Source organism: Flavobacterium sp. KY-23415, from assembly GCF_055384985.1.
This window is the reverse complement of record NZ_AP044001.1, coordinates 2,560,526-2,575,172: the sequence shown is the minus strand read 5'-3', so window position 1 is coordinate 2,575,172 and position 14,647 is coordinate 2,560,526. Positions and strand designations below refer to the sequence as shown.

9 protein-coding genes are annotated in these 14,647 nt (G+C 32.5%); 4 read left to right on the top strand and 5 right to left on the bottom strand.

Annotated elements, in window-relative coordinates; translation table 11 throughout:
- Positions 1-49: 49 nt before the first annotated feature.
- Together ACZ49Z_RS11085 and ACZ49Z_RS11080 are read left to right on the top strand one after the other, a co-directional pair.
- Complete coding sequence (locus ACZ49Z_RS11085; RefSeq protein ID WP_464304386.1) at positions 50-1,201, top strand: hypothetical protein; 1,152 nt, start codon at positions 50-52, stop codon at positions 1,199-1,201.
- Positions 1,202-1,221: 20 nt separating this feature from the next.
- The gene (locus tag ACZ49Z_RS11080) at positions 1,222-3,693 is read left to right on the top strand and encodes a CAP domain-containing protein (protein ID WP_464304385.1); all 2,472 of its coding nucleotides are present in this window, start codon (positions 1,222-1,224) and stop codon (positions 3,691-3,693) included.
- A gap of 97 nt (positions 3,694-3,790) precedes the next feature.
- On the opposite strand, the gene hemL is transcribed toward ACZ49Z_RS11080, so the two are convergent.
- From hemL to ACZ49Z_RS11060, 4 genes are all read right to left on the bottom strand, one after another.
- A complete protein-coding gene (hemL, locus tag ACZ49Z_RS11075; RefSeq protein WP_464304384.1) occupies positions 3,791-5,077 on the bottom strand; it encodes a glutamate-1-semialdehyde 2,1-aminomutase in 1,287 nt (428 codons plus the stop codon).
- Complete coding sequence (locus tag ACZ49Z_RS11070) at positions 5,077-5,964, bottom strand: glucosaminidase domain-containing protein (RefSeq protein WP_464304383.1); 888 nt, start codon at positions 5,962-5,964, stop codon at positions 5,077-5,079. Before ACZ49Z_RS11070 ends, hemL begins: the two co-directional genes overlap by 1 nt.
- Positions 5,961-6,854, bottom strand: coding sequence for a 1-aminocyclopropane-1-carboxylate deaminase/D-cysteine desulfhydrase (locus tag ACZ49Z_RS11065; protein ID WP_464304382.1), 894 nt, complete (start codon positions 6,852-6,854; stop codon positions 5,961-5,963). The genes ACZ49Z_RS11070 and ACZ49Z_RS11065 overlap by 4 nt, the downstream gene beginning before the upstream one ends.
- A gap of 63 nt (positions 6,855-6,917) precedes the next feature.
- Positions 6,918-8,834 (bottom strand): T9SS type A sorting domain-containing protein, encoded by a 1,917-nt coding sequence (locus tag ACZ49Z_RS11060; protein WP_464304381.1) that lies wholly within the window; start codon positions 8,832-8,834, stop codon positions 6,918-6,920.
- 240 nt (positions 8,835-9,074) lie between these two features.
- Here ACZ49Z_RS11060 and ACZ49Z_RS11055 point away from each other — a divergent pair, with 240 nt between their 5' ends.
- Positions 9,075-10,490 carry a hypothetical protein gene (locus ACZ49Z_RS11055; protein ID WP_464304380.1) on the top strand — a complete coding sequence of 472 codons (1,416 nt, stop codon included), beginning with the start codon at positions 9,075-9,077 and terminating at the stop codon, positions 10,488-10,490.
- 214 nt (positions 10,491-10,704) lie between these two features.
- Complete coding sequence (locus tag ACZ49Z_RS11050) at positions 10,705-14,307, top strand: hypothetical protein (protein ID WP_464304379.1); 3,603 nt, start codon at positions 10,705-10,707, stop codon at positions 14,305-14,307.
- On the opposite strand, the gene ACZ49Z_RS11045 is transcribed toward ACZ49Z_RS11050, so the two are convergent.
- Positions 14,304-14,630 (bottom strand): hypothetical protein, encoded by a 327-nt coding sequence (locus ACZ49Z_RS11045; protein WP_464304378.1) that lies wholly within the window; start codon positions 14,628-14,630, stop codon positions 14,304-14,306. The two genes, ACZ49Z_RS11050 and ACZ49Z_RS11045, sit on opposite strands and share 4 nt — an antisense overlap.
- Positions 14,631-14,647 lie beyond the last annotated feature (17 nt).

Here is a 14,647-nt window from a genome sequence, read left to right as displayed (position 1 = left end):
CGTTAACAACTGGCACGAAGTTTGAGAATCATAAAAAAAAGACTTTTTTATGAAAAACTACCTTTACATCCTTTTTGGTTTATTCTTCATTTCATGTGAAAAAGAAAAAACATCTGATTTAGCAAAAATTGAATCTCAATTAAAGACAGATAATCTTCATACTAGTGAATTTATTCTAAAAAACGACACAGTTCTAAAAGGAAAACTAGGCACAGAAATCGCTATTCCTTTTGATTTGTTTGATAATTATACAAATGGTAAAATAAAATTCGAACTAAAAGAGTATTTCACCAAAGAAGACATGATTTTAAACGGTTTATCTACAATTACAGATAAAGACGAACTATTAGAATCTTCTGGAATGATATATATAAATTTTACTGAAGAAGGAAAGCAGTTAAACATAAAAGAAGGAAAAAAATTCACAGCAAAATTCCCTAATACTATTTTAGAGAAAAGCAATATTTACACTAATGACAATGACTCTATTTTTAAATGGAAATTTATAGAACCCATAAAAGTTGACACATCAATTATTGACATTGTAAAGAATTTCAAATTTGGTCTTACAGTGGATGCATCAGGAGCAGGTGGTTATTTCAAAGATATAAATAGAGATAGTATTCAAATCATTAGAAAAAGAGATTCTTTAGAATTGCAACGCTTAATTAGAGATGATAATAATAGAAGGAAACAAATATATGTTCAAGAAACGCTAGATATTGTTTTTGATGATGGAGAATATGTTGAAAATACAGATATTAATACCAACAATAAACTAACTTCTCAAGAGAAAAAAGAGAAAATAGTACAACGAAATGATTTCTATCAAAAAAATCACAAAATAGAAACTTTTACCGCTTCAAAATTAGGTTGGATTAATTGTGATCGAGTTATTAATGTCGAGAAAAGTGTCACATTAAGCTTAAACATTGCTAACCATGAAGAAATAACTAATTTTTCAATATACTATATTTACAAGAACTATAAGACATTCCTTAAAGAATCATTCAATTCATGTTCTTCAATAGAGAGACCTTTTAAAATTGCTGGTAAGACGAAAGTTGTTGTGGTTAGTAATTCTAATGAGAAATATCTATATGACGTTTTCTATGTAAACAAAGATTCTAAATTCAACTTTAACATCAACCTTAAAGAAACTACTTTAGATCAATTGAAAACAATATTAGTTTCACAATAGTCATCCCTAAAACACCAACCATGCGTAAAATATTATTAGCCATATTGTTTTTAAATCTCTGTTCCGTTTCTGCACAGGATTTAAACATAGATTACAATCAATTAAGTGATGAAGTATTGAAAAAAATTAATTTGCACAGAAAAACATTAAAACTAGGCGAATTAAAGGAAGATCCAATATTATTCAAAGCTGCTCAAGATCATAGTATCTATATGAAAGAACAAAATATTTTATCGCACGAACAAAAGATTGCCTACAAAAAATTTCCGAAAGACCGTATAAAATTTTATCAAGGAAACGATTTTAATGTATTTGGAGAAAATGTACTTTATACCACTATAGATGTAAAGGACTATTCCAAAACGGCTATTCTTGCTTTAGCAACAAAAATCTTTCTGCAATGGAAAAGATCGCCCCCACATTATAAAAACATGATTAGTAAAGATTATGAATTAGCTGGAATTGCTTTTTCATTTGACAAGAAAACAAGACGTTTATACGCAACCAATGTTTTTGGAGCAAAGGGTGTCGTTATTCCTAATCAATTATCTAACAATGCATTTGGGTTATCTGAAAAGAGTATTTATTGCAAAAATGTCGATTTAGGAGATCAAATTCATATTGGCAACGGACTTCGAATTGAAGGTGATGATGTTATCCTTTACTATTATGACATTGAAAAATTTAAACGAATTTTCAAAGATCCAAGTGATGCTATTGCGATTGATTTTGTTGAAGAGAATCAATTTCAATGTGCATCTAAAAACAATTTTGATGTTTCTCCTATTTACGATGGCATACTCTCTAAACCCATTTATAGAGATGAACTATTAAGTAATAACAAGGCTAAAAATGACTTTAAAATAATAACCAAAGTTGGAAAAGTACCAGAGCATTTAAAAGGCAAAAATTTCACCCTAAATATGATTATCATTTTCAGCAACTGTGCTTGTGAATATGTAGTTCCTATCGATATTGAGTCAAGTTCTATCGCTTTATTTCCTATTAAACCCGTAGTAGAAATTCCGAAAAACACCATTCTTAGCAACAAAGGAATTATTAAAACAGACGAACATTCTTTTGCTTTTGAGCGTAATAAAATTGTTGAGAAATTTGAAAACACCAATGAATATATTACTAATGATTCATTTTCAAATCTTGATGCTATTTCTGAAAATGGAATTATTATTGAGTATAATACTCTATCTTCTGAAAATTTCGATGAAATAGCCACAAATGAGAATACTGCTTCTTTATCGGAAGCAGAATATGTAGAAGTAATCGAGGAAATTGAAATTCCTTTTACAATCACTAACAAAACCATTCATTCTACCCAAATTTATAGTTATAGCTCTATAGAAGGAAATGAAGAACTTAATAGAAAACTATATCAAGAAAGAGCAATTGCTATTGAAAACTATGGAAAAGAACATTTAGACATAACTCTTAAACCTTCAAAAATAATAGCTAAAGAAAATTGGGAAACTTGCTATATTCAACTTGAAATGGAAAATTTAGGCGAATTGGCTACAAAATCAAAAGAAGAAATTAGAAACTATATCAATGCGAATAAAAAAACTTGGAACAGGTATTTAGACGAACAACGTGTTTCCAAACTTGTAGCTAATTATTATGGAGCAATAGAAACTAAAAACCCAAATAATAAATTATATCAGCAATTCCTTTACGAAGTTAATTTGCGTACTGGGATTTATGAAAAAGATTACAACAAAGCTAACTTAGCACTTGCAAAACTCTATGATGTTGCTGATTGTTTTGCCATTTTCGATGAAATTGTTTTTAGTGAATTAATGACTAATAAAAAATTAGTACAAAATGCGTGCGCAGCATTGATAAAACACCATCATTACAACCCTTTTAAAACAGTACAATTCTTAAAACATTGGTTAAACGAATATGATTCTTTCAATAAAAACACACAACACAATTTATTGAATCTATACTGTGTTACCAATGAAGATTTACTAAATACTTGGGATATTTCTACTACTAAGTTAGCCAATGTTACAAAACCGAAAAGTTTAGAACAACGTTATGAATTGTTTGACAATGATCTAAATTTGACAGCAAATTACAATTATGTATCGCTATATTATGCTAATCATATTAACGATTCAAAAAGTGTGAATTATTACTTTAAAGAAGTTTACAATAGTTTTAAGAATAATATTAAATCTTCAAAAGACAGAGTAAATCTTGGATTATTTTTAAATCATTGGAATTCCTACTGGATGACAATTCCTTTATTAAAAGCAGAAATGAAGAAACCTACTTTCAGCAAAGAAGAAGCCTTATTATTAGCACAAACTTATGCTGGTAGAACTACAAATGAAAATAGCGACGATTTAGAGTACATTCTAAAAAAAGCCTATCAATTAAACAAAAACGCTTGGTGCAATTGGCAAAAAGAAAACAAAAATCTATTGCGAAATACTACAGTTAAAGCCGAATTTTGCAAAATGTGTAACTAATCATATTTAACTTTTCTTTCCATAAAAAATGCCCCAAATGGTGTCTAACTTTTTGGGGCGTGTTCATTTTTGAGGCTTTTAAAATATCATTATAAAATTATAAATCGTCTGCAACTTCATTAATTGCATTTATTGTAAAATCTAAATCTTCATAAGTCAGAGCATCAGTAATAAACCAAGTCTCATAAGCCGAAGGTGCGATATACACTCCCTTTTTAAGCAAACCATGAAAGAATTTCTTAAAAGTATCGTTGTCGCCATTTTTAGCCGTTTCAAAATCATACACAGCACCTTCATCAAAATGCACAGAAATCATAGAACCTACTCTATTTATAGTATAAATTATATTTTTAGCTGATAGCACCTTACGAATACCTTGTTCTAAATAGGCAGTTTTTTCATTAAGCCTATCAAAAATTGCTGTATCTGTATTCAAAGTTTTCAACATTTCATATCCAGCAGCCATTGCTAAAGGATTTCCTGATAATGTTCCTGCTTGATATACTGGCCCTAAAGGGGAAAGATAATTCATAATTTCTTCTCTTGCTGCAAAAGCACCTACAGGTAAACCACCTCCAATTACTTTTCCAAAACATACAATATCTGCTTTAACATTATATAATTCTTGTGCTCCACCCTTAGCAAGACGAAATCCAGTCATTACTTCATCAAAGATTAACAAACAGTCGTTTTCGGAACAAACTTGCCTTAATTGACTTAAAAAGTCATTATGAGGAGGCACACAACCCATATTACCAGCAACAGGTTCTATAATTAAAGCTGCAATTTCACCTTTATTCGACTCGAATAGGGCTTTTACATTTTCAATATCATTATATTTTGCTAAAAGAGTATCTTTTGCGGTTCCAGATGTTACTCCTGGACTGTTAGGAATTCCAAACGTAATAGCTCCACTTCCTGCAGCGATTAAAAAAGAATCTGAATGACCATGATAGCACCCTGAAAATTTTATTATTTTTTCTTTTTTAGTAAAACCTCTTGCCAAACGAACAGCACTCATGCATGCTTCTGTACCAGAACTTACAAAACGGATTTTATCAATATTTGGCACCATTGCCACAGCTAATTCAGCAATTTGAGTTTCTAGAGCTGTAGGAGTTCCAAATGAAGTTCCTTTTTTTGCTCTATCAATTACTGCATTAACAACTGGTTCATAAGCATGACCTAAAATCATAGGCCCCCAAGAGTTTATGTAATCTATATATTTATTACCATCTTCATCAAATAAATAGGCTCCTTTTGCTTCTTTAATAAAAATAGGAGTACCTCCAACGGCTTTAAATGCTCTTACAGGAGAATTTACACCTCCGGGAATTACTTTGTTAGCTTCAACAAATAATTCGCTACTTCTTTTATATAACATTATTTCACTTTTATTTTTTGTCCAATGGATAAAGAGTTATCCTTCATTCCATTTATCTTTTTTAAATCGTCTACAGAAATACTAAATTTTTTAGATAAAGAATATAATGTATCTCCTTTTTGAATTTCATAGGTGGTTTCTTCAATATTTTTTTCATCAACCACTACTCTATCCTGCTTTTTTACATTCACTCTATTCAAAATTTCATTATCATATTGAAACAATTCATATCTTTCTATGATACTAATTAACTTCGCGGGATATTTTGGATCGGTAGCATAACCAGCAGATTTCAATCCTTTCGCCCAACCTTCATAATCCCCTTTATCTAACTTAAACAATCCATTATACCTACTTCTTGAAGTTAAAAACAAAGAATGATCTCTATATGATTCTGCAGGATCGTTATATTTCCTAAAGCATTCTTGTGCGGCATCGTCGTCATGAGTAATTGAAGGACCATTCCATTCTTTATGACATTTAATCCCAAAATGATTATTTGCCTCTGTGCACAATCTACCATTTCCTGCACCAGATTCTAAAATCCCTTGAGCTAATATAATACTTGCAGGGATTCCATATTCCTTCATGTTTTGCTTTGCAATATCTTTAAAACCATCAATATAATCACTCACATTCTTATAGGAAACAGAAACTTTTGAAGTGGCTTCTAACTCTTCTCCTGCTGTAGTAGTAGTTGTTGTATTATTTGATTTATTGTCTGTATCGTTTTTTTTCACAATAACTCTTTTGGTTGTAATTGTCACCTTTTTATTTGGTGTTGTTTTAGTTGTTCTCTGAATAGTTGAACTACTTTTTTTAGCTTTGGAAGCACCACAACTTGTAATAAAAATTACGATAATAAGACATATTAGTTTCTTAATCATGTGTATTGTAATAACGTTTTATTCTTCTTTTTTCTAACTAGATTAACTCCTTTTATGCCTTGTAAACCTCCGGTATGGATGCATAAAATTTTTGAACCTTGCGGGAAATATTCTTTTTCTATTAAATCCAAAACTCCAAAAACCATTTTTCCAGTATAAATAGGATCTAATGGGATATTTGTTTTTAAATAAAAATCATTTAAAAAATCAATCAATTCATCGGTAACTTTTCCATAACCGCCAAAATGATATTTGGAATTAACAATCCAATTTTTCTTGGTTACAAATTTACAAATTACATCAGACAAAAAATCTCCTTTTAAGGCAGAAAAGCCTATTATTTTTTGTTTTTCAAAAGAGGCATTAATAATTCCCGACACTGTACCTCCAGTCCCTACAGCGCAACAAACAAAATCAAACTCTTCATCTTCATTTGCTAAAATTTCTTCACATCCTTTAATTGCCAATTGATTTGTTCCTCCTTCTGGAAGAATATAACTATTCGGATATCTTTCTTTAATCTTCGTTACAAAAGAGACTTCTTCCTTCTTTGAAAACAATTCTCTCGAAATGAACTCGAAATTCATTCCTAAATCTTGTGCATAAGATAATGTTGGATTTTCAAAAATTTTATTCTTCAATTCATCACCTCTTATAATACCTAATGTAGAAAAGTTATATTCTTTTCCTGCTGCTGCAGTTGCCAAAATATGATTTGAATAAGCACCTCCAAATGTAACTAAAAGACTAGCTTCATTTGTTTTTGCTTCCATAATATTATATTTCAACTTTCTAAACTTATTTCCCGAAATTAACGGATGTAATAAATCTTCTCGTTTAATATAGAGTTGAATATTATCAGGTAAATCTATTTCTATTTTTTCATTCACTTTGCAAAATAACAAAAAACCCCGATAAAAATCGAGGTTTAACATTTATTTATTCTGTAGTATTTATTTTCTAAAAATAGACACCTTTTTGCTTACATTATTATCTTCACTTGTTTGAAGTTTCACTATATATATACCTTCACTTAAAGAAGAAGTAGAAACTTCATATTGCTCTGCGATTCCTAAATCTAGTTTATTCAAAACTCTTTTACCAGTCACATCATACAAACTTAATGAAGTCACATCTTTGTTTAAAGAATTGAACACTGTTAACATTTCAGCATCATTATTTTGATATACTTGAAATGAATCTGCAATTTCAGTATCATTTCCTAACGCTGCATCTGTATTTCTAAAAGTAATTTCAAAACGAGTTGCATTTATTCCTGGAGGCAATGTTATTGAATAGCTGTCATTTTTTATATCATAATAGGTATCCAACTCTTTATCATGAATATAGATATTATTAGCCAAATCAAAATTTATTAATTCTGAAACAGTCACTTTAAATGTAGTTTGAATATCCGCTTTAAAAGCTACAGGAATTGTTTTATTTTCATCAAAAGCTAATGTTGTAATTACAAATTGTTTATCGCCATCTATAGGAAAATAAGTATCTCTTGGCAAATTAGTCTCCGAAGTAACAGCATCTAAAGCAATATCAAATCCATCCGTCGCATTTTCATTAAATGCAACTGCAGTTTCTCTTGTAAATTGATCATTTAAAATTGTTTGCAATTTGAACTGTGGTACTTGATTTTTAGAAAATTGAGTATAATCTACATTAGCAACATTTGGAATTTCATCCCAATTATCACTCCCTGCGTTAGCTGTATTAGCGTTTTTCTCAAATTGAGAATCATTAGCAACACCTTCTTTCCTAAAAACACGATATGCATTTTTCATTTGTGCATTTCCAGAAGCAACTACACCTTGAATTTTAAAACCTTGTCCAACTGGCGAAAACATTCTTTTATAGGCAACTCCAGACGAAGTCCCTGTCGTATTTAAAGTCCCATTCTCATGGTATGTATTCCAAGTTGCAGACACATAAGTCCCTACAGAGAAAGCATTGGTATTATTAGGAGAATAAGTTCCATATCCACCAACATACGCATTTAAATAATGAGAATTTGCAGTCTTAGCATGTTCCCAAAAATAAGCATTTCCATCTATCACAGGAGAACCAACAAATGTAGTTGCACCAGTAGAATAGTTAACCGTATAACCACTATTTTCTAACAAAAATAAATTCAAATTAATTGCAGAAGGATATGGATTACCCGTTAATGTTCTATTTGGATTTGGACCTGCTGCATTACCTACTGGAATATTAATTGTTCCTTCGTTAGGCAACCCTCTGAAGTCATATCGCTGATTATTTCCAGGATTATTTTGCTTACCTTCAGTTGCATCTGCAACTGTTGTATCACTACCAGAAACTCCTTTCATTGTAAAACCTTCTCCAGGAGCAATTGTACTAGCATTGCCAACAAAAGTCCATTGACCATATTGATTTGATTGAACGAATTTATATATCCATTTTGAAGCTATAGATAAAGAACTATTTGACGCTACTCCATTACTTACCGATGATGCTAAAATTGTTGGAGCCACACTTGTAATTATTGCGGTTGGCCTAAACAATCTAGTAATTCCAAAATTTGAATTACCAACTGAAGCAGAAGGCACCCCTACAGGAGAACACCAATAGTTGTAGCCAAAATTATTAGAAGTTCCTTCTTGAAACACTGACAATGTACCTAAACCTGTATTTGTACCACTTCCTGTAGAACCTTGAAGCAATTGAGATGAATTCCTTAAATAGAAATTACCATTACTAGCCAAATTCACATCCTGCTTCACATACACATATTGATCATTAACAAAAACGTAACTGTTTGGACTTACATACATCTGCGCATTTAGGTCAACCAAACCTAAACATACAATTCCAAAAAATAGTAGTACTTTTTTCATATTCAATAATTTAACTTCATTAATTACCTCACAAAAATAGTAAAAATATTTAACCCAATAATTATTTTTTTCATTTTTTAGACTTTATACAACAATTTCCTAGTAAAATACAATAAACAACTCTCAAACAACCATAAAAAACTATAATTACAAAAAATTAACAAAAAAGATATTTTTATTGTAATGTTCTTCAAAAAAAAATAATTAATTTTACACCTAAACCCCAAAAAAAACCAAATTATGAAAAAAAGTTACCTAATAACTGGATTATTATTTTTCAGCATGTACCTAGCACAAGCACAAGTTGGAATTGGAACCACTACTCCTAATGGAGCATTAGACATAAATTCATCCGTATATGGTTTTATCCCTCCAAAAGTTGCATTAACATCAACCCTTGTTGCTGCCCCTGTTTTAAACCCCCAAACAGGAGCGCTAGTATCTGGAACTGTGGTTTGGAATACTGCCACAGCAGGGACTTCACCTAATAACGTAGCCCCTGGGCTATATTACTGGAATGGCACAAAATGGATTGCCTTAGCAGGTTCCCCAGGAGGTTTAGACTGGTCCCTAAGCGGAAATAGCGGAACAGTTCCAGGCACAAATTTCATAGGCACAACAGACAATGTAAACCTTAATTTTAACACAAATAACACAGAAAGGATGCGCATTCTTAGTGGTGGCACCGTTGCAATTAACAATACAGGCTCAACTTCTGCACAGCTTCAAATTACAGCAGCAGGAACCAATGACGGTGTAGCGCCTAACAACAACGACAATATAGCCAATGCTGTTTGGGCAAGAAACGCACACGCAAGTGGAACAGCCATACTAGGCGCTTCAAACGGAATAAATGGTGTGTTCCCCACAAAAGGAGCAGGTGTTGCTGGAGCGGGCGTTAATGGACATGGAGTATATGGAAACACTGGTAATGGCGCCCCAAATAACGCAGCACACAATGGGAATAGTGCAGGAGTTTTTTATCTTGACACAGACAATAATGCCACGACAAATAACGGAAGCGCTTATGTCTCATTAGCTGGTAAAAATGAACAAGCTATAGCCGCTATAAGCGGAACAGTTGTAAGAATACTATATGGAGGCTACTTCACAGGAGGCACTACTGCTGCTGGGGTTTCCTATAGTTATGTAGGTCTAAAATACAATCACAACAATGACGCAACTGCAACTGGCGGAACCAACTATAAAATTGTTGGAAACGGAGTTGTATCTACTTTAATCCCTGACGAAAACAATGCACCAAGAACGATGTTCTGCCCTGAAGCTCCCGAAGTATTATTCGAAGATTATGGTGTAGGCAAATTAACAAACGGTCAAACTTATATTGAACTTGACAAAATTGTTGCTAACTCATTAAAAATAGACACAAACCATCCTTTAAAAGTTTTTATTCAACTAGAAGGAGAATGTAACGGTGTTTATGTTACTGAAAAAAGTAAAAATGGATTTCTTGTTAAGGAATTAAATAATGGCAAAAGTAATATTGACTTTTCTTGGCACATTGTAGGAAATAGAGCCAACTCAAAAGACAAAGACGGTAATATAACTTCTTATTATGAAGACCTAAGACTTCCTTTTGGACCTACTCCAATAGAGCAAAACAATTTAGAATCAAAAAAAGACAATAACAAATAATCAATTTTAACATTTATTAGAAAAAATTATAACATTTTTAACATTAAAATTGTAAAATTTAACAAAAATAAATTTTACGAAAGTGCATTTCATAGATTTATATTGCAGTTAATCGATTATTAAGCACTGAAAATCAAATTAATAGCCTAAAAATTTTATTTTATTTTTATTTTTTCATAGGTTAGCAATAGGTTTAACACTATTAACTATCACTATGAGAAAATTTTACTTGCAATTAACAGCAATAATTTTACTATTGGTTATTGTCTCAATTCAAAAAGTCAATGCTCAAACACCTAGTAATGACAATTGTTCAGGAGCTATATCTCTCACATTGAATTCCTCCTGTGCTTACACAACCTATACAAATGTTTCTGCAACAGCATCAACAACACCTTCAACACCTCCAGCTCCTGGATGCGCTAGCTATTCCAGTGGAGATGTTTGGTTCTCCTTTGTTGTTCCAAGTAACGGTCAAGTTACTGTGGATATGCAAGCAGGAACAATGACCGATTCAGGTATGGCTTGGTACACGGGCACTTGTAGCGGACTTACTCTTTTGGAATGCGACGACGATGACAGCGCAAACGGATTAATGTCTTATATTTCAAGAACAGGATTAACACCAGGAAACACTATTTATGTTAGAGTTTGGGGATATTCAAACTCTTATGGAACCTTTGGAATTTGCGCTACAACTCCTGCACCTGTAAATGACAATTGCTCAGGAGCAATTCCGTTAACATTTAACACTACGTGTACCTATACTTCCTATTCAAACAGTGGTGCAACTACTTCTACAAGTCCATCAACTCCACCAGCTCCAGGCTGTGCAAACTACACTAGTGGAGACGTTTGGTTTTCTGCAACTGTACCTACTAACGGAGTAGTAACAGTTGACCTTCAATCAGGAACAATGACTAATTCTGGAATGGCATTTTATACTGGAACTTGTAGCGGACTTACACTCTTAGAGTGTGATGATGATGACAGCACAAACGGATCTATGTCCTACATTTCAAGAACAGGATTAACACCAGGAAGCACCATATACATTAGAGTTTGGGGATATGGAAATACTTATGGCACTTTTGGAATCTGCGCAACTTCAGCTTTACCTGCTGGCTGTACCCAAGGAAATAGCCAAGGAGTATCCTCTTTAGGATGTCCTTCTGTAGATTCTGGAGGCTTAGGCCTTAGCGGTGCAGACCCTGCTCCTTTTAGCTGCTCTGCCCCTTCAACATGTGTTGACCTTGAAGCTAATTATTTAACCTTAGGCGAAACAACTTCCTATACAGTTGAATCTATTCCCTATAACCCACCCTATCAATTTGATTGCTTAAAAAACCCTGTTAGTGTCAACACAGACGACGTTTGGTCTCCTTTAATCAACCTACCCTTTGACTTCTGTTTTTATGGTAATACTTATAATCAATGCTTAATAGGATCAAATGGTGTAATCACATTCGACACAGCTAATAATCCCGCTTCAGGATATTGTGGGTATAGCTTTGCAGCTAACTTACCTGCTAGTGGTGATGCCTCTTTAATAGAAAATGCAATTTTTGGAGTTTTTCACGACATAGACCCTTCACTTGGCGGGGAAGTAGGCTGGGAACTAATAACTTTAAACACCGGCTGTAGAGCTCTTGTTGCCTCTTGGAGCAATGTACCAATGTACTCTTGCACAACACAACTATACACAGGTATGATGGTACTTTATGAAAACACTAACGTAATTGAAGTATATATACAAGAAAAAAACAATTGTTCAGGATGGAATGGCGGAAACGCTGTTGTTGGAATTCAAGATGCAACTGGTACAGTTGCCACCGTAGCTCCTAACAGAAACGGATTAGATACAGATTGGACTGTTACCAATGAAGCATGGCGTTTTGTTCCTAACGGAAACCCTATCACATCAATAGTTTGGTATGAAGGCTCAGGAACTTCTGGTCCAATTGTTGGAAACACAGACCAAATTTCAGTTTGCCCATCAAGCACAACTATTTATACAGCAGAAGTTACTTATCAACTTTGTGGTGGTGCTGTACTAAAAGAACTAGGCGAAACTACAGTAACCATACAAGATAGCAAAGTATGGAATGGTTCGATCGATACTAACTGGAATAATGGCAATAACTGGACGCCAATTGGTGTTCCAACAGCTGCTGATTGTGTAGTTGTCCCCACTACAACAAACGACCCTGTCATAAATGGCACAAACTACAACGGACAAGGATTAAATCTATCTGTTCACAACAATGCGGAATTAACTGTAAACCCAAACAATAGTTTAACAATAACAAATTGGATAAACATTAATTCGGGAGGTAATTTAAGATTAGAAAACAGTGCTAGTTTATTACAAATAAACAACAACACTAATAGTGGAAACATGGAAATGTTGAGAAATGTAAACGCAAAACTATACGATTATATTTATTGGTCATCACCAGTCTCAAGTTATGCTGTCACAAATATCGCAGGAAGCTATAGATACAAATGGGAACCAACATTAGTAAGCAACTATGCAAGCAATTATGGAAACTGGATCAGCACAAATGAAAACATGTTACTAGGTAAAGGCTATATTGTGAGAACACCTAACAATTTCACTACTACTCCACAAATATTTACTGCAACTTTTAACGGTACTCCAAATAATGGAATAATAAACACCCCGATAAGCAGAAGCACCTATAATGGAGCAAATTACATTGGCCCAACAACCACTCCTGTAACCAAAGATGATGACAACTGGAATCTTGTAGGCAATCCATACCCATCTGCAATTAATGCAATAGATTTTCTTACTTTAAACACCAACATTGCTGGTTTCATAAAAATTTGGACTCATGGAACACTTCCTAGTTCTTCTTTCCCAACAGCTTTTTATCAAAATTACAGCTACAATTACACATTAAGCGACTATATCACCTATAATTCAACAGGAAGTTCCTCTGGACCAGGTGTTTTTGGTGGTAATATCGCAGCGGGCCAAGGATTTTTTGTACTAATGAATCACACAACAAGTGCTACTACAGAAAATCTGGTATTCAATAATTCTATGAGAAGCCACACCTATGATAATAGTCAATTTTTCAAAAGCGACAACAGTAATGACAGTAGTAATGATTATGAAAAGAACAGGATTTGGTTAGATTTAATTGATCAAAACAACAATTCTACAAGAACATTAGTAGGTTATATTTCAAAAGCCACAAACGACATAGATCGTTTATTTGATGCAACTACACATGATAAAAATATTTTTGATATCTATTCAATAATTAGCAATTCAAAACTAAACATACAAGGTCGAAAATTACCATTTGATGAAAATGATCAAGTTCCGTTAGGAGTATACCTACCTCAAAACGGTAATTATTCCATAGCAATTGGAACCTTAGATGGCTTATTTACCAATTCATCTAGAAATATTTACATTGAAGACTTGCTTACATCAACAATTCACGACTTGAGAGTAACACCGTATAGTTTTTCTGCTGATGCAGGAAATATAGACAACCGATTCATACTAAGATTCACAACAAATGCTCTAAACAATCAAAATTTTTCATCTAATGAAAATGACATCATTGTTTTTGCTTCAGAAGGACTATCTATTAAATCATTACATTCTGAAATAGAAAATATTACAATCTTTGATGTTTTAGGAAAAAAGTTAACAACATTAAAAGACGTTCAGAAAAACGAAGTTTTTATTAATGATATTCTAAAAAACAACACCACATTGCTGCTACAAATAAAGCTCACAAATGGTGCTTTAATTTATAAAAAAGTAATTTATTAAATATATTTTAAAAATGACCAAAAAGACCTTTTCTTTAAATAGTTAAGGTCTTTTTCATTTTCATAAGCCTCCTTTTCAAAAGAAATATTTTTATAAGCAACCATCCAATCTTTACAAGACAAATAGCGAAAAAAAAATTCGACTCCGTACCAAATAAAAAACACAAAAACCAACATCTCCAACTGTTGTCTTATATGTATTCTTTCGTGATAAACTAAAACTTTATTTGTTTTATCCTTTTCATTAGATAAAAAAACAAAAGGATAAATTGTTATTCCTCTAAACTGCTTTGGTATTAAGTATTTAAAAACAAAAACTATCATGTTTTACAAATTAATTA

Excerpts from the sequence above, each read along its gene's own strand:
- ACZ49Z_RS11045 (WP_464304378.1), bottom strand. The coding sequence starts at position 14,630 with ATGATAGTTTTTGTTTTTAAATACTTAATACCAAAGCAGTTTAGAGGA.
- ACZ49Z_RS11080 (WP_464304385.1), top strand. The coding sequence starts at position 1,222 with ATGCGTAAAATATTATTAGCCATATTGTTTTTAAATCTCTGTTCCGTT.
- ACZ49Z_RS11055 (WP_464304380.1), top strand. The coding sequence starts at position 9,075 with ATGAAAAAAAGTTACCTAATAACTGGATTATTATTTTTCAGCATGTAC.
- ACZ49Z_RS11085 (WP_464304386.1), top strand. The coding sequence starts at position 50 with ATGAAAAACTACCTTTACATCCTTTTTGGTTTATTCTTCATTTCATGT.
- ACZ49Z_RS11070 (WP_464304383.1), bottom strand. The coding sequence starts at position 5,964 with ATGATTAAGAAACTAATATGTCTTATTATCGTAATTTTTATTACAAGT.
- hemL (WP_464304384.1), bottom strand. The coding sequence starts at position 5,077 with ATGTTATATAAAAGAAGTAGCGAATTATTTGTTGAAGCTAACAAAGTA.
- ACZ49Z_RS11060 (WP_464304381.1), bottom strand. The coding sequence starts at position 8,834 with ATGAAAAAAGTACTACTATTTTTTGGAATTGTATGTTTAGGTTTGGTT.
- ACZ49Z_RS11050 (WP_464304379.1), top strand. The coding sequence starts at position 10,705 with ATGAGAAAATTTTACTTGCAATTAACAGCAATAATTTTACTATTGGTT.